Annotated in this window: 15 protein-coding genes and 1 tRNA gene; 13 read left to right on the forward strand and 3 right to left on the reverse strand. The window is 67.4% G+C overall.

Annotation, left to right across the window (positions count from 1 at the left end):
* Positions 1–12: 12 nt before the first annotated feature.
* The 5 genes from EH240_RS01830 to EH240_RS01850 are packed head-to-tail and all read left to right on the forward strand — an operon-like array spanning position 13 to position 7,401.
* Positions 13–3,759 carry a cobaltochelatase subunit CobN gene (locus EH240_RS01830; RefSeq protein ID WP_124995715.1) on the forward strand — a complete coding sequence of 1,249 codons (3,747 nt, stop codon included), beginning with the start codon at positions 13–15 and terminating at the stop codon, positions 3,757–3,759.
* Positions 3,756–5,249 (forward strand): precorrin-3B synthase, encoded by a 1,494-nt coding sequence (gene cobG / locus EH240_RS01835; protein WP_124995716.1) that lies wholly within the window; start codon positions 3,756–3,758, stop codon positions 5,247–5,249. The genes EH240_RS01830 and cobG overlap by 4 nt, the downstream gene beginning before the upstream one ends.
* A gap of 3 nt (positions 5,250–5,252) precedes the next feature.
* The gene (locus EH240_RS01840; protein WP_124995717.1) at positions 5,253–5,885 is read left to right on the forward strand and encodes a precorrin-8X methylmutase; all 633 of its coding nucleotides are present in this window, start codon (positions 5,253–5,255) and stop codon (positions 5,883–5,885) included.
* Positions 5,882–6,640, forward strand: a complete 759-nt coding sequence (locus tag EH240_RS01845) for a precorrin-2 C(20)-methyltransferase (protein WP_124995718.1) — start codon at positions 5,882–5,884, stop codon at positions 6,638–6,640. The genes EH240_RS01840 and EH240_RS01845 overlap by 4 nt, the downstream gene beginning before the upstream one ends.
* The gene (locus EH240_RS01850) at positions 6,637–7,401 is read left to right on the forward strand and encodes a precorrin-3B C(17)-methyltransferase (RefSeq protein WP_124995719.1); all 765 of its coding nucleotides are present in this window, start codon (positions 6,637–6,639) and stop codon (positions 7,399–7,401) included. Before EH240_RS01845 ends, EH240_RS01850 begins: the two co-directional genes overlap by 4 nt.
* Here EH240_RS01850 and EH240_RS01855 read toward each other — a convergent pair.
* The gene (locus EH240_RS01855; protein ID WP_124995964.1) at positions 7,365–8,135 is read right to left on the reverse strand and encodes a cobalt-precorrin-6A reductase; all 771 of its coding nucleotides are present in this window, start codon (positions 8,133–8,135) and stop codon (positions 7,365–7,367) included. The genes EH240_RS01850 and EH240_RS01855 overlap by 37 nt on opposite strands.
* Before the next feature lies 1 nt (position 8,136).
* Between EH240_RS01855 and cbiE the strand changes: the two genes are divergently transcribed.
* The 8 genes from cbiE (at position 8,137) to EH240_RS01895 (ending at position 14,949) form a co-directional block, all read left to right on the forward strand.
* Positions 8,137–9,378 (forward strand): precorrin-6y C5,15-methyltransferase (decarboxylating) subunit CbiE, encoded by a 1,242-nt coding sequence (cbiE, locus tag EH240_RS01860; protein ID WP_124995720.1) that lies wholly within the window; start codon positions 8,137–8,139, stop codon positions 9,376–9,378.
* Positions 9,375–9,761: a cobalamin biosynthesis protein gene (locus EH240_RS01865; RefSeq protein WP_124995965.1), complete on the forward strand. Its 387-nt coding sequence runs from the start codon at positions 9,375–9,377 to the stop codon at positions 9,759–9,761. Before cbiE ends, EH240_RS01865 begins: the two co-directional genes overlap by 4 nt.
* Entirely contained in the window at positions 9,758–10,522 is a 765-nt protein-coding gene (gene cobM, locus EH240_RS01870; RefSeq protein ID WP_124995721.1) for a precorrin-4 C(11)-methyltransferase, read from the forward strand. Before EH240_RS01865 ends, cobM begins: the two co-directional genes overlap by 4 nt.
* Positions 10,519–11,337, forward strand: a complete 819-nt coding sequence (gene cobA, locus EH240_RS01875; protein WP_124995722.1) for a uroporphyrinogen-III C-methyltransferase — start codon at positions 10,519–10,521, stop codon at positions 11,335–11,337. Before cobM ends, cobA begins: the two co-directional genes overlap by 4 nt.
* Complete coding sequence (locus EH240_RS01880; RefSeq protein ID WP_124995723.1) at positions 11,334–12,650, forward strand: cobyrinic acid a,c-diamide synthase CobB; 1,317 nt, start codon at positions 11,334–11,336, stop codon at positions 12,648–12,650. The genes cobA and EH240_RS01880 overlap by 4 nt, the downstream gene beginning before the upstream one ends.
* Positions 12,647–13,414, forward strand: coding sequence for an adenosylcobinamide-GDP ribazoletransferase (locus EH240_RS01885; RefSeq protein ID WP_124995724.1), 768 nt, complete (start codon positions 12,647–12,649; stop codon positions 13,412–13,414). Before EH240_RS01880 ends, EH240_RS01885 begins: the two co-directional genes overlap by 4 nt.
* Before the next feature lie 24 nt (positions 13,415–13,438).
* Positions 13,439–14,464: a nicotinate-nucleotide--dimethylbenzimidazole phosphoribosyltransferase gene (gene cobT / locus EH240_RS01890; RefSeq protein ID WP_124995725.1), complete on the forward strand. Its 1,026-nt coding sequence runs from the start codon at positions 13,439–13,441 to the stop codon at positions 14,462–14,464.
* A 224-nt stretch (positions 14,465–14,688) separates the two neighbouring features.
* Entirely contained in the window at positions 14,689–14,949 is a 261-nt protein-coding gene (locus EH240_RS01895) for a hypothetical protein (RefSeq protein ID WP_124995726.1), read from the forward strand.
* Positions 14,950–14,989: 40 nt separating this feature from the next.
* Here EH240_RS01895 and EH240_RS01900 read toward each other — a convergent pair.
* A tRNA-Lys gene (locus EH240_RS01900) sits at positions 14,990–15,065 on the reverse strand.
* A 161-nt stretch (positions 15,066–15,226) separates the two neighbouring features.
* Positions 15,227–16,129 carry a PhzF family phenazine biosynthesis protein gene (locus EH240_RS01905; RefSeq protein WP_124995727.1) on the reverse strand — a complete coding sequence of 301 codons (903 nt, stop codon included), beginning with the start codon at positions 16,127–16,129 and terminating at the stop codon, positions 15,227–15,229.
* Positions 16,130–16,148 lie beyond the last annotated feature (19 nt).

Raw genomic sequence — 16,148 nt, forward strand, 5'->3', positions numbered from 1 at the left:
GCACAAACCGCGATGCACATCCTCACCACGACATCCGCTTCGCTCGACGATCTCGCCGAGCCGATCGACCTCAGGCAGACGCCTGCGGATGTCGTGGCGCTGTCTTTCACCGACAGCGACCTCGCCGGCCTGGCGGCCGCCTGGAAAGCCGACGCGGAGCGGCTGCCGTCGATGCGGCTCGCAGCACTTCGCGATCTCCGCCATCCGATGTCGGTCGACCTCTGGATCGACAGCGTCGCCCGCCACGCCAGGGTCGTTCTGGTCCGCATCCTCGGCGGCTACGACTGGTGGCGCTATGGCTGCGACCAGCTCGCAGCGATCGCCCGTGAGCGCGGCATCAAGCTGGCGCTGCTGCCTGGCGAAAGCCATGACAAGGACCAGCGGCTGATCGAAGCCTCGACGCTGCCGCGCGCCGAGCTTGACGCCTTGCTCGGCTATTTCCGCGAAGGCGGCCCGGCCAATATGGGCGCGCTGATGCAAAGACTGGCGAAGCTTGCCGGGGCGGATGCGGCGGTGGCCGAGCCTGTCGGTGTGCCGAAAGTGGGGTACTATCAGCCGGGATGCGGCGTCGTAGACAAGCTGGAGCTCGCAAACGTCGGCGTTCCTTCACACCCCCCTCTGTCCTGCCGGACATCTCCCCCGCAAGGGGGGAGATCGGCTGTCACCGGCCCCGGCGCTTCTTCTGTTAACTCAACAGTAGAATCTTCTGCGATTGGCGAAAGCGTCGATGACAGCTCAATCTCCCCCCTTGCGGGGGCGATGTCCGACAGGACAGAGGGGGGTGTGACGGAACTCGACGCTGACAACGTCGACACTCCTATCATCCCCATCCTGTTCTACCGTTCGATGCTGCTGGCCGCAGACGTCGCGCCGATCGACGCGCTCGTTGATGCCTTGCGCTCACAAGGCATCGCGCCGGTCCCGATCTTCGTCTCCAGCCTCAAAGACCCGGCGTCGCTGACCTTCGTCGAGAACGCCATCGCCGCACTGAACCCATCAGCGATCGTCACTGCCACCGCTTTCGCCTCCGGCGCCGAACCCGGCGCCGAAACGCTGTTCGACCGCGCCGGCGTGCCTGTCTTCCAGGTCATCGTCGCCACGACGAGACGCGAGGTGTGGGAGAAAAACCAGCGCGGCCTGGCGCCGGCAGATCTCGCCATGCATGTCGTGCTGCCGGAACTCGACGGCCGCATCCTGGCCGGTGCGATTTCCTTCAAGGGCGAGATCGAAACCGATCCGGCGCTCGCCTTCCGCGCTTTCGCCAACCGGCCGGAAGCCGGCCGCGTGGCGCAGGTCGCCAAGCGTATCGCGGCGTTCGTTAATTTGCAGCGGACAGAGCGGGCAAAGCGCAAGCTGGCGATCCTGATTCCGGATTATCCCAGCGCCCCCGGCCGCACCGGTTATGCCGTCGGCCTCGACGTGCCGTCGAGCGTGCTCGCCATGCTGCATGACCTTAAGGAACAGGGCTATGCAGTTGACGGGATTCCGCAAACGGGCCGTGCGTTGCTGGATGTGCTGGAGGTGGGTGGGCACGGCCTTGCTTTGGAGGATTATGTCGCACTTTCGGCTGAGCTGCCGGAGGCTGCGCGCAATGCGGTAGAGGCGGCATGGGGCAAAGCCAAAATCGAAGCTCACGTCAATGCGCCCCCCTCTGTCCTGCCGGACATCTCCCCCATAAGGGGGGAGATCAGCAATTCCGCTGCCGGCTCTTACCCTGCGTTGGACATTGGCGAAAGCAGAGATGAAGGCGCAATCTCCCCCCAAGTGGGGGAGATGTCCGGCAGGACAGAGGGGGGCGCGACAGAACGCCAGCCTTCGCGAACAGGCAGCGAACGACGCTTCCCCTTCCGCGCCGCCACCTTCTGCAACGTCACCGTAGCGCTCGCCCCTGATCGCGGGCGCTCGGCCGGCCGCCGAGCCGACTACCATGATCCGACGCTGCCGCCGCGCCACGAGCTGATCGCCTTCGGGCTCTGGCTGCAGAAATCGCTTGGCGTGCACGCCATCGTCCATGTCGGCGCGCATGGCACGCTGGAATGGCTGCCGGGCAAGACGGTGGCGCTTTCCGACACCTGCTTCCCCGAGATCGTCACCGGCTCGCTGCCCATCATCTACCCCTTCATAGTCTCCAATCCCGGCGAGGCGGCACAGGCCAAGCGCCGCATCTCCGCCGTCACGCTTGGTCATCTGCCGCCGCCGCTGACCGGCGCCGCCCTCGACGAGGCGCAACAGAGGCTCGAGCGGCTGGTCGACGAGTATGCCCAGGCCGACGGCCTGGACCGCCGCCGCCGCGATCGGCTGGCCAGGCTCATCGTCGAGACCGCGCAAAAGTCCGGACTGGCGGCCGAGGCTGGCGTTGGCGGCACCGATGCGCCCGACGAGGCGCTGCGCCGCATCGACGCCTGGCTTTGCGACCTCAAGGATTTCGCCATCAAGGACGGGTTGCATGTCTATGGCCGCGCCCCGACGGGCGAACCCGATCCGCTGCGCCGGCAAAGCGCCGAAGCGGAGAGGGTCGCTCTACTCACCGCGCTCGACGGCCGCCACGTCAAGGCCGGGCCTGCCGGCGCGCCGGCGCGCGGCCGCTCCGACGTGCTGCCCACGGGGCGCAACCTCTTCACTTCCGATCCGCGCACCATGCCGACGCCGACCGCCTACGACCTAGGTCAGGCTGCGGCGGAAGAAGTCGTGCGCAGCTACATGCAATCGCATGGCGACTGGCCGCGCTCGCTGGTCATCGACCTCTGGGGCTCGGCGTCGCTGCGCACCGGCGGCGAGGAGATCGCGCAAGGGCTGGCGCTGATGGGCTGCCGGCCGCAATGGGATGCCGCGACCGGCCGTGTCACCGGCATCGAGGTGCTGCCGCCGGCGGCGCTCGGCCGTCCGCGCGTCGACGTCACCTGGCGAATCTCCGGCCTGTTCCGCGACATGTTCCCGACCCAGATCGCGCTGATCGACGCCGCCGCCAACGCGGTCGCCAGCCGTGACGAAGACGATTCGGAAAACCCCCTTGCCGCAGCGGCCCGCGCCCAGGGCAAGGTCGGTCCGCGTATTTTCGGCACTTCGCCCGGCACCTACGGCGCCGGCGTCGAGGAATTGCTGTCGCGCGGCGAGTGGGGCGCGCGCGAGGAGATCGGCCGGGCTTATCTTGAAGCCACTTCGCACGCCTATGGCGGCGCCGACGGCGAAGCGGTCTCAGCGCCCGGCGCGTTCGAGGGCCGCATCGTCGCAGCCGACCTGCTGGTTCACACCGGCGACGACCCCGGCCGCGACATCCTGGAAGGCTCGGCCGACGTCGCCTTCATCGGCGGGTTTTCGGCGGCGCTCGCCGCGCTCGGGCGGAATGCCGATGTTATCGTGCTCGACACCACCGATCCGAGAAGGCCGAAGCCGCGTTCGGTGAGCGAGGCGGTGGCCAGAGTGGTTCGGGCCCGCGCGGTCAATCCGCGCTTTATCGCCGGCCAAATGCGCCACGGCCCGCGCGGCGCCTCGGAATTCGCCGAGACCGTCGACCGTCTCGTCGGCTTCGCCGAGACTACGCATGCCATTTCGGGCGCACTGATCGAGGCGGTGCACGACGCCTATCTCGGCGACGCGGAAGTCCGCGCCTTCCTCCTGCGCGAGAACCCGGCCGCCGCGAAAGTCATAGCCGAGCGCTTCCTGTCGGCGCGGCGGCGCGGGCTCTGGCATCCGCTTCGCAATTCCATCGACGACGATCTCGCGGCCTTGATCGCCGAGGCTCAGGGAGTGGCGGCATGAACGCGTTCTCGCGCCGCGGCGCCTGCCCTGCCCTCAGCGCGCCGATGCAGACCGGCGACGGGCTGCTGGTGCGGCTCAATCCGGTCGCTGGAGGACTTACGCCGAAGTCGCTGATCGGACTCTGCAAATCGGCCCTGCGCCACGGCAACGGCATCATGGAAGTGACCGCGCGCGGCAGCCTGCAGATCCGCGGCCTGACCGCGGAAAGCGCTGGGCTGCTGACGGCGGAGGTGGATGCGCTTGGCATTGCGGTGCGGAGCGGTGTGCCGGTCGAGACCGGACCGCTTGCCGGCATCGACCCGCAGGAGATTGCCGACCCGCGCCCGTTGGCAGGGCGGATCCGGGCGGCGATTGAAGAAGCCGGGCTGACGGCAAGGCTGGGGCCGAAGGTGTCGGTGGTTGTCGACGGCGGCGGGCAGTTGGCCATGGACGCGGTGACGGCTGATGTACGGGTGAAGGCGGTGCGGGCCAAGGGCGAAGTCCTTTGGAGCGTATCGATTGGCGGGGACGGTCGAAGCGCGAAGCCTCTCGCTGCGGTCTACGTGGATGCCGCGCACGACATCGCCGTTGCTGCGCTGAGAATGGTCGCCGAAAAGGGCCGCGAAGCGCACACGCGCGATCTGTCGGAGCGGCAGCTCAATTCTCTCGCAAGCTGGCGCTCCGTCCCACCCCCCTCTGTCCTGCCGGACATCTCCCCCGCAAGGGGGGAGATTGCTCTGTCGTGGCCGCCTTCGCCAATCACAGACGTGGCGCCATTCTCGGTCGAAAGCGGGGCGCCATCGGCGGAGCTGCCGATCTCCCCCCTTGCGGGGGAGATGTCCGGCAGGACAGAGGGGGGGGCGAAGGAACGCCCACCTACGAGAAGTCCTATCGGCATGTTCGATCTGACAGATAGCCACGCCCTCGGCATCGGGCTGCCCTTCGGCAGCATGCCGGCCCAAAACCTCATCGAACTCGCCACACAAGCCTCGATCCTCGGCTCGACCGAAATCCGCCTCGCACCAGGCCGCGCCCTGCATTTCCTCGGCCTCACCCCATCTGCCTGCTTCGCACTGCAAGCCTCCGCCACCGACCTAGCCTTCGTCACCGACGCAGCCGACCCCCGCATCCGCATCGCCGCCTGCCCCGGCGCGCCGGCCTGCGCCTCCGGCCGCATCGCCACCCGCGCCATCGCCGAGACGATCGCCGCCGAAGGCAGCGACCTGCTGGACCACTCGCTCACCCTGCACATTTCCGGCTGCGCCAAGGGCTGCGCGCATCCGGGCCCGGCGACACTCACCCTGGTCGGCGACGAAAACGGAGCCGGACTTGTCGTTGACGGGACGGCAAAGGCCCTTCCTGCCGGATACAGGCCGGGCTATGACGCCGCGCGCGGCGTCGTCGGCGTCCTTGCCGTGATCCGCAGGCAAAGACATCAGGGCGAAACCGCGGCCGCTTGCCTGGCAAGGCTTGACGCGGCCGGCATCGCCGAACTCTATCGACGGAACTAAAGAATGGCCGCCTACGACTATATTCATGACGGAATGGCGATCTACGAGCGCTCTTTCGCCATCATCCGCGCCGAGACGGACCTATCGCGCTTCTCCGAAGCCGAAGCCGATGTCGCGATCCGCATGATCCACGCCTGCGGCCAGGTCGAAGCCGCCGGCCATTTCGTCTTCTCCAGTAGTTTCGTCGCCGCGGCGCGCACCGCGCTAGCCGCCGGCGCGCCGATCTTCTGCGATGCCGAGATGGTCGCCCATGGCGTCACCCGCGCGCGCCTGCCGGCCGGCAACGAGGTGATCTGCACGCTGCGCGACCCGCGCACAGCAGACATCGCCAAGGAAATCGGCAACACGCGCTCGGCCGCCGCGATCGACCTCTGGGGCGAGCGCATGGCAGGCTCGGTCGTCGCCATCGGCAATGCGCCCACCGCGCTCTTCTATCTCTTGGAAAAACTGCGCGACGGCGCGCCGAAGCCCGCCGCGATCATCGGCATGCCGGTCGGTTTCGTCGGTGCCGCCGAATCCAAGGATGCGTTGGCGGAAAACTCTTATGGCGTGCCCTACGCGGTCGTGCGCGGCAGGCTGGGCGGCAGCGCCATGACGGCGGCCGCGCTCAACGCATTGGCGAGGCCCGGCCTGTGAACGCTCTTCCTAAAGGCAGGCTCGTCGGTGTCGGCACCGGACCCGGCGATCCGGAGCTTTTGACGCTGAAGGCGGCGCGCGCGCTGGCCGAGGCCGACGTCGTCGCCTATTTCGCCAAACGCGGCAACAACAGCAATGCGCGCGCCATCGTCGAGGCGCGCTTCCACCCGGACATGCTGGAACTGCCGCTGCTCTATCCGGTGACGACCGAGATCGACAAGGATCATGGCGACTACCGGTCGCAGATCGCCGATTTCTACGAACAGTCGGCCGAGCAGGTCGCCGGGCATCTGGACGCCGGCAGAACCGTTGCGGTGCTGTCGGAAGGCGATCCGCTTTTCTACGGCTCCTACATGCACCTGCATGTGCGCCTTTCGCACCGCTTTCCGACCGAGGTCATTCCCGGCATCACCGCCATGTCCGGCTGCTGGTCGGCGACCGGCCTGCCGATCGTCCAAGGCGACGATGTGCTGACAGTGCTGCCCGGCACGATGAGCGAGTTCGAGCTGACGCGACGCCTCGCCGACACCGATGCCGCCGTCATCATGAAGGTCGGCCGCAACCTGCCGAAAATCCGGCGCGCGCTGGAGGCGACCGGCAAGCTGGCGAAAGCCGTCTATGTCGAGCGCGGCACCATGCCGGGCAGCGTCTCCACGCGTCTCGCCGAAAAGCCGGACGACAAGGCGCCCTACTTCGCCATCGTGCTGGTCGCCGGCTGGTCGGCCCGGCCCGGAGCCCCCGGAGCAAAGCCATGAGCGGCCGTCTCACCGTCATCGGTCTCGGCCCCGGCAATGCCGATCAGGTCACGCCGCAGGCAAGCCGCGCCGTGGCGGAGGCTTCCTTCTTCTATGGCTACAAGCCCTATCTCGACCGGTTGGAGCTGAGGGACGATCAGACCCGCATCGCCTCCGACAATCGCGAGGAGCTAGCGCGTTCCAACGAGGCGCTGGCCAAGGCCGCCGAAGGCCATCACGTGGCCGTCGTTTCCGGCGGCGATCCAGGTGTGTTCGCCATGGCGGCGGCTGTCTGCGAAGCGATCGAGGCAGGCCCGCAGGAATGGCGGTCGATCGACCTCGCGGTCGTCCCCGGTGTCACCGCCATGCTTGCGGTCGCCGCCCGCATCGGCGCGCCGCTCGGCCACGACTTCTGCGCCATCTCGCTCTCCGACAATCTGAAGCCGTGGGACCTGATCGAGCTGCGCCTGCTGGCGGCCGCCGGCGCCGGCTTCGTCATCGCGCTCTACAACCCGATCAGCAAGGCGCGCCCGTGGCAACTCGGCCGCGCCTTCGAATGCCTGAAAGCGATCCTGCCCGGCACCACGCCGGTGATCTTCGGTCGCGCCACCGGCCGGCCCGACGAGCGCATCGAGGTGTATCTTCTGGCGGATGCCGATGCGGCAAAAGCCGACATGGCGACCTGTATCATCATCGGCTCGCCCGAGACCCGGATTATCAAGCGCGGCGAACGGCCGGCGCTGGTTTACACACCACGCTCGGCAACGGGCTCGAAAAGATGATCGACTTTTGCCGCCAGTTGATCGACGGTCTCGACCGAGGGAACGTCCGGCAAAGGCGGCCGGCGCACCATGATCACTTCGATGCCAAGCGCCCGCGCCGCGGCGACCTTGCCGTAGGTCGCAGCGCCGCCGCTGTTCTTCGAAACGACGGCATCGATGCCATGCGTTTCGAGCAGCGCCCGCTCGTCCGCTTCCGGAAACGGTCCGCGCGCCAGCAGGTAGACCGCATCGGGCACTGCCAGCTTCGGCTCGACCGGATCGACGCTGCGGATGAGATAGCGGTGCTGCGGAGCGACCTCGAAGGCGCCCGCCTCCTGGCGGCCGATCGCCAGGAAGACGCGGCGCGGCGCCGTGCCGAGTGCGCTCGCCGCTTCCGCGACACTGTCGACCAGCGTCCAGCGATCACCGGCGACATGCTCCCAGCCGGGACGCAGCAGGGCGAGAATCGGAACGCCGGTTTGCCTGGCCGCTTCAGCGGCATTGGCGGAAATGCGCGCAGCGTAAGGGTGCGTGGCGTCGATGAGCAGATCGACGTGTTGCTGGCGGAGATAGGCCGCCAATCCTTCCGCGCCGCCAAAGCCGCCGACGCGCACCGGCACGCCTTGCGCCATGGGGCTTTCGGTGCGGCCAGCCAGCGACAGCGTGACCGAGAAGTCCTGTCGGCGAGCCAGCCTTCCCGCCAGTTGCCGGGCCTCCGTGGTTCCGCCGAGGATCAGGATATGGTGGGTCGTCATCATGCCTGCTAAGGGTCCGCGCAGCGCTAGGCTCAGTCCAAAATGGCTTACCATCGTCGGCATCGGCGAGGACGGTGTAGCGGGTCTCGGCGACGAGGCCAAGCGCAGGATTGCCGAAGCCGAAGTCGTCTTCGGCGGCAAGCGGCACATGGCGCTGATGGCATCCCTGGTCAAGGGCGAGGCCCGCTCCTGGCCGTCGCCCTTCGACGCCGAGATGCGCGACGTGCTGACGCTCAAGGGCAAAAACGTCTGCGTGCTCGCTTCCGGCGATCCGTTCTTCCACGGCGTCGGCGTCACGCTGGCGCGCAAGGTGAAGCCGGACGAGATGCTGGTCCTGCCGGCGCCGTCGTCGCTATCGCTGGCCGCGTCCCGCCTGGGCTGGGCGCTGCAGGAGGTCGAAACCGTCTCGCTCCATGGCCATTCGATCGACCTGATCCGGCCCCTGCTCCACCCCGGCGCGCGTATCCTTGCGCTGACATCGGACGGCGACGCCCCGGCCGCCATCGCCAGGCTGCTCGACGAACTCGGTTTCGGCCCTTCCCAGCTGACGATCTTCGAAGCGCTCGGCGGCCCGGATGAGAAGCGTCGTAGCGCTCGTGCCGACGCCTTCGATCCCAAAGACATCAATCCGCTCAACGTGCTGGCGCTTGAAATTGAGCAGACGGCGGATGCGCGCGTCCTGCCTTTGACCGCCGGCCTTGCCGATCATCTGTTCGAGCATGACGGCCAGATCACCAAGCGCGAGATCCGCGCCATCACGCTGTCGGCGCTGGCGCCACGGCGCGGCGAACTGTTGTGGGATATCGGCGCAGGTTCCGGCTCGATCGGCATCGAATGGATGCTTGCGCATCCTTCGACGCGCGCCATTGCCATCGAAGCCGACAGCGAGCGCGCCGCCCGCATCGCCCGCAACGCCGCGCATTGCGGCGTGCCCGGTTTGGTCGTGGTGGAAGGATCGGCGCCCAAGGCGTTGGCCAAACTGGAGACGCCAGACGCGATCTTCATCGGCGGCGGCGGCAGCGATGCCGGCGTGCTGGACAAGGCGATCAAGGCACTGCGGGCCGGTGGCCGGCTGGTCGCCAATGCGGTGACGCTGGAGATGGAGGCTCTTCTTCTCGACCAGCACACCAGGCGCGGCGGTGATCTCACCCGCATCGCACTTACGCGCGCCGCACCGGTCGGGTCCATGCAGGCCTGGCGTCCGGCCATGCCGGTGATGCAATGGAGCTGGGTGAAGCCATGATGGTCGCTGGCATTGGCAGCCGCAAAGGCGTGACAGTGAGCGACGTGCGCGCCGCGGTCGAGACCGCGCTGGAAGCGCATGGGCTGGCGATGACCGCGCTTTCGGCGCTGGCGACCGGCGAAATCAAGCGCGACGAGCAGGCGATTTTCCTGGCCGGTCGTGACCTTGCCCTCCCCGTCATCGTTGTCCCCGACGACGCGCTGCGGGCAGCATCCTCCGGCACGATCAGTCATTCCGATCTCTCGCAGGCTCAAGCCGGGACGCCATCGGTCTCCGAAGCATCCGCCCTTGCCGCCGCCGGCAAGGATGCAAAACTGCTCGGGCCGCGCGCAGTGCTCGGCCCGGTGACCTGCGCCATCGCGCTTGGTGGAGGCTCAGGATGACCGTCCATTTCATCGGCGCCGGACCGGGCGCGGCCGACCTCATCACCTTGCGCGGCAGCCGCCTGCTGGCGGCCTGCCCCGTGTGCCTTTATGCCGGCTCGATCGTCGCGCCGGAACTGCTCGATCATTGCGCGCCGGGCACGAAACTGATCGACACCGCGCCGATGTCGCTCGACGAGATCGAGGCCGAATATGTCGCCGCCCACAAGGCCGGCCAGGACGTCGCGCGCCTGCATTCCGGCGATCTTTCGGTGTGGAGCGCGGTCGCCGAGCAGATCCGGCGGCTGGAGAAGGACAACATCCCCTACAGCCTCACGCCCGGTGTTCCCTCCTTCGCAGCCGCAGCGGCAGCGCTGCGGCGCGAGCTCACTATTCCCGAGCTGGCGCAAAGCCTGGTGCTCACCCGCATCTCCGGCCGCGCCTCGAAAATGCCGCCGGGCGAGACGCTGGCCGGTTTCGGCCGCACCGGCGCGACGCTCGCCATCCATCTTGCCATCCATGCCATCGACCGCATCGTCGCCGAGCTCACGCCACTTTACGGCGCCGAATGCCCGGTGGCCGTCGTCTTCCGCGCTTCATGGCCGGACGAGCGCATCCTAACCGGCATGCTGGGCACCATTGAAGCGCAGCTCGCCGAAAACCCGATGGAGCGCACGGCGATCATCTTCGTCGGCAGCGCCTTGGCCGCGCGGGATTTCGGCGAGAGCTCACTTTACGACGCCCACTATCAGCGGCGTTTTCGCGGACGGGACGGATTGTGAACGGCAGCGCCTTGAACAGAAATGGACAGACCACGGTCGAGCAGGCGCTGGCGCGGCTGAACTTCAAGCCGCGCGCGCTGGACCCCGGCCACGTCTGGCTGGCCGGTGCCGGCCCCGGCGATCCCGGCTGCCTGACGCTAGAGGTGCTGGCGGCGCTCGGGCAGTGCGACGCGCTGGCCTACGATGCGCTGGTCTCGCCGGATGTCGTCGCGGTCGCCGAGGGCGCCGAGCTTTTCTACGCCGGAAAGCGCGGCGGCCAGCCCTCGATGAAGCAGGACGACATCAACGCCCTGCTGGTGCGGCTGGCGCGCGAGGGCCGCCGTGTCGTGCGCCTGAAGGGCGGCGACCCCTATATTTTCGGCCGCGGCGGCGAAGAGGCGCTGGCACTCGCGCACGAAGGGATACCGTTCAGAGTGCTCTCCGGCCTGACCTCCGGCCTCAGCGCCCTTGCCGCCACCGGCATTCCCGCCACCATGCGCGGCATCAACAAGGCCGTCATCCTTGCTACCGGCCACGCCGCCGGCACGGATGACGACATCGACTGGGCAGCGATCGCACGCACCGGCCAGCCGGTCGTCGTCTATATGGGCATGGCCAATCTGCCGATCATCGCCGCCGCGTTGCTCAAGGGCGGCCTCGCGCCTTCGACCCCTGCCGCAGTGATCGTCGCCGCGACCACGCCGCAGGAGCGCACCGTCGTCGCCACGCTTGCGACAATCGCCGAGGAGGCCGCTGCCGCCGGGCTCGCCTCGCCGGCGCTGATCGTCGTCGGTGACATCGTCGCCATGCGCGCGGCACTGGCGGGCGGCACATGACGGCGCGCGCGATCATCATCGGCGCGCCGCGCTCCGGCTCGGGCAAGACCAGCGTCACCATCGGTCTCTTACGCGCGCTTGCCCGGCGCGGGCTGAAGGTGCGCGGGGCGAAGTCCGGTCCCGACTATATCGACCCCGGCTTCCACGCCGCAGCCACCGGCCTTTCCGGCGTCAATCTCGATAGCTGGGCAATGTCGCCTTCCCTGCTCAACGCGCTGGCCACACAGGCGGCGGACGATGCCGAGTTCGTCATCCTCGAAAGCGCGATGGGCCTGTTCGACGGCATTCCCGCGCCTGAAGGCCGCTCGGGCTCCGCAGCCGATCTCGCCCGCCTCTACGGCCTGCCGGTACTGCTGGTGCTCGACGTTTCCGGCCAGTCGACCACGGCGGCTGCCGTCGCCAAGGGTTTTGCTACCTATGATCCCGACGTGCGGATGGCCGGCGTCGTCCTCAACCGCCTTGGTAGCGAACGCCATCGCCGGCTGTCGGGTGATGCCATCGAGGCGATCGGCCTGCCGGTCGTCGGCGCCATCATGCGCGACCCCACGCTCAACCTGCCGGAGCGGCATCTCGGCCTCGTCCAGGCCGGCGAGTACGAGAACCTGATGGGCCATCTCGACCGGCTGGCCGACATGGTCGAGAAGTCGCTCGACATCGACGCCATTTTGGCGTTGGCGACGCCGCTGGAACCGGCGGCCGGCGACTTCGCCGAGGCATTGCAACCGCCTGGACAGCGCATCGCGCTGGCCGAGGATGCCGCCTTCACCTTCCTCTATCCACATGTCGCCACATACTGGCGAAACGCCAGGGCCGAGATCGTTCCCTTCTCCCCTCTCGCCGACGAAGCGCCCGCCGAAGACTGCGATGTCTGCTGGCTGCCCGGCGGCTATCCGGAACTGCATGCCGGCAAGCTTGCGGCCGCTGCCAACTTCCGGGCGGGAATGGCTCGCTTCGCCGCGGCGAAGCCCGTGCATGGCGAGTGCGGCGGCTTCATGGTGCTTGGCGAAGCGCTGGAGGATACGGACGGCGAAAGCCATAAGATGCTCGGCCTGCTCGGCCATTCGACCAGCTTCGCCAAGCGCAAGATGAACCTTGGCTACCGGGAGGCACGCTTGCGTGCCGCCTGCCCGCTCGGCGCTGAAGGCACGCTGATCCGCGGCCACGAGTTCCACTATGCGCAGATGCTTGCTGCCGGCAATGACGAGCCGCTGGCCGACCTCGCCGACGGCCAGGGCAACCCGCTTGGGGCGTCGGGCTATCGGCGCGGCCAAGTGAGCGGCACTTTCTTCCATGCGATTGCGAGGAGCGCATGAGCGGCCTCTCCAAGCCCCGGCAGTTGCTTGACGACATCGGCCTCAGCCTCGTCTTCTTCACGCGGCTGCGCCTGCCGTCGGGCGATTTCGGCGGCCGCAGCCTCGCCGATGCCGTATGGGCCGCGCCCTTTGCCGGTCTCGCCGTCGCCGTCATCGGCGCCCTTGTCTATGCCATTGCTGTCGCCCTGGGCCTTGCCGGCAATCCGGCTGCGGCGCTCGCGCTTGCCGCGACGATGCTTGTCACCGGCTGCCTGCACGAGGACGGGCTTTCCGACATCGCCGACGGCTTCGGCGGCGGCAGGACCCGCGACAAGAAACTGGAGATCATGCGCGACAGCCGCATCGGCGCCTATGGTGCCGCGGCACTTGGCGTCTCGCTGCTCATCCGCTGGAGCGCGCTTTCGGAACTGGCCGGCCCCGGCCATGTCTTTCTGGCGCTCCTTGCCGCTCACGCTGCCTCGCGCGGGCTGTTCGGCGCATTCATGCATCTTTTGCCGCCGGCGCGCTCGGATGGGCTGTCGGCCGGCGCAGGCTCCGTCACTGCCGAGACCGCCGTCATAGGCGCCGCGCTCGGAGCCGTGGCGCTGTTGGCGCTTGGCCTCGGTGGCGCGATCGCGGCGCTCATCCTGCTCGGCCTGTTGTTTGCGGCCCTCCGAACACTCTGCCTCAGCCAGATCGGCGGCCAGACCGGCGACACGATCGGCGCGCTGCAGCAGTTTGGCGAGATCGCGGTGCTGCTTACCGCTTCCGTTTGCCTTTCCTGATTCTCTTTTGGAGACCCTGCCCCCATGTCCCCCCAATCAACTTCCTTCAATTCGCTCGAAGACCTTCGCGCCGCCTGCCTCGACCTGCCTGCCGGCAGCGACACCGCGGCAAGCGCCGTCGCCCGCCGCCAGGACACGCTGACCAAGCCGCCGGGCAGCCTCGGCCGGCTGGAAACGATCGCCGCCTGGCTGGCGCGCTGGCAGGGCCGCGACTTGCCGAAGCTCGACGCGGTAAAAGTCTTCGTGTTCGCCGGCAACCATGGCGTCACCGCGCAGGGCGTGTCGGCCTATCCATCGGAAGTCACTGTCCAGATGGTGGCGAATTTCGCCGGCGGGGGTGCTGCCATCAACCAGCTCGCGCGCATTGCCGGCGCCAGGCTCGACGTCATCCCGCTCGATCTCGAGCATCCGACCAGCGATTTCACGCAAGTGCCGGCCATGGACGAGCAGACTTTTCTCGCCGCCGTCTCGGCCGGCTATGATGCGGTGAGCAAGGATCTGGACCTCGTCTGCTTCGGCGAGATGGGCATCGGCAACACCACGCCGGCGGCCGCGATCTCGACCGCCCTCTTCGGCGGCGGGGCGGAAAAATGGACCGGACGCGGCACCGGCGTCGACGACGCAGGCCTGATCCGCAAGATCACCGCCATCGAGGCCGGCCTCAAGCGCCATGCCGGATCGCTCTCCGATCCGCTCAAGATCGCAGCAGCGCTTGGCGGACGCGAGCTTGCCGCCATCTTCGGCGCCACGCTCGCCGCGCGCCGCAAAAACGTGCCGGTGCTGCTCGACGGCTTCGTCTGCACGGCCGCCGTCGCGCCGCTTGCGAGGCTGCACCCGACGGGGCTGGCGCACACCATTGCCGCTCACGTCTCCGCCGAAGCAGGTCACCGGCGCCTGCTCGAAGCGCTCGGCCTGCCGCCGCTGCTCGATCTCGGCATGCGGCTCGGCGAAGGCTCCGGCGCCTGCCTTGCCGTCAACATCGTCCGCTCGGCGCTGGAGTGCCATGCGAGGATGGCGAGCTTCGCCGAAGCGGGGGTTTCGGAGAAATAACATTTGGTCGAAATTTCAACACTGTTGAAACATCGAAATAACGTCATCTTGATTGTTCCATGAGACAGAGATGTTTCGTGGGAGATCGATCGATGTATTTGAAACGTCTAATATCTGTCGCAATTCTTGGCTGGGCGGCTTCGCCCGCTTTTGCCCAAGACCAATATGTTCGTCCACTTTGCCCCGGCGAAGACGGATCGGCCAGGATTCAGTCGTCGTTCTCGATGACCCTTCCGGTCAAGGATGACGAGGACACCGCAGCACAGCAGCAGGTTGCGCTTTGCTCCTTCTACAAGGTCGCGGCCGGCAGCTGCGCCATGGTGATCGAGACCGTCGCCGACACATGCGAGATCACCGGCATGACGACCAACGTCAACGCCCGGGACCGCAACGTCGGCGGCTATGGCGGATCGCAGGTCACGGTGACCGGCCAGATCACGATGAAGGTCAAGTTCAACGCCAATCTCAGCAAGGCGACGCTGTAGCCGCCGTCGCGGCCGACTTCGTTGTTTTTGTGAGAAGATTTGGTGGGTGTGCACAGGATCGAACTGTGGACCCGCTGATTAAGAGTCAGCTGCTCTACCAACTGAGCTACACACCCACACCGCCGGGAAACCCAGCGTCGGCGGGCATATAGCCGCCGGATTCGGCGATGTCCAGCCCTGCCGGATCATTTCCCGACAAATCGACGCGGCATGATCCCGAAAAGTGGATTTCGGTTTTCGGAAAAGATCATGCCCGCTCGAAAAAAGGCCGCAGGCGTCAGAGCATGAGCCTGCCTTCCGCCACCTTGACCGCATGTCCGCCAATGCGCGCGGAGGTCAGTTTTGCGCCATCGACATTGAGTTCGAGCCGGATGCGCGACGGCCGGCCCATTTCCAGCCCCTGCTCGATCCAGAGCTGCGAGATTCCGTCCGTCGGACCATCGAAATGCATGATGGCGCCGGCAAAGGCTGCCGCCGCAGAACCGGTCGCCGGGTCTTCGTAAGAGGGAGATCCGGGCACGATCATGCGGGCATGGAAGGCGCTGTCGTGATGCACCGTCTCGCGGCAATAGACATAGGGGCCGGCGAAGGCCCAATCGCTCTTGCGCGGGGCGAGTTCCGACCACGCCTGGTTGTCGAGGCTGATCCGCTCCGCCACATCGAGACCGGCAACGGGAATGGTGACGTAGGGCACCCCGGCCGACCAGAAGGAGACGCGGTGATTCTCGAAGCCGATCTCGTGCGGGCCGAGGCCGAGTGCGGCGCCGATCGCCTCCGGATCGGCCTTAAGTTCCAGCCGTTCCGGCAGTCTCGCCAGGTCGAATTCGGCGAAGGTGGCGCCGTCATGCGTGCTGACCGCGCAGCGCACCGGGCCGATATTCTCCTCCAGCACGAAGACCCCCGCCGCCTCGCCTTTCAGCTCCGCAAGCGCGATCGCCGACCCGACGGTCGGGTGGCCGGCGAAAGGCATTTCATAGTCCGGCGTGAAGATGCGGATACGGTTGCGGTGCTTGGGATTTTCGGGCGGCAGCACGAAAACCGTCTCAGACAGGTTGAACTCGCGCGCGATCGCTTGCATGGCCGCATCGTCGAGCCCCTTGCAGTCCAGCACCACGGCAAGCGGATTCCCGGCCAGCCGTTCGGTCGTGAACACATCGTAAAGCAAGTAACTGCGCGCCATGGAAAGAACCTTCCGCCTC

It is taken from the genome of Mesorhizobium tamadayense, from assembly GCF_003863365.1.
GTDB lineage: Bacteria > Pseudomonadota > Alphaproteobacteria > Rhizobiales > Rhizobiaceae > Mesorhizobium > Mesorhizobium tamadayense.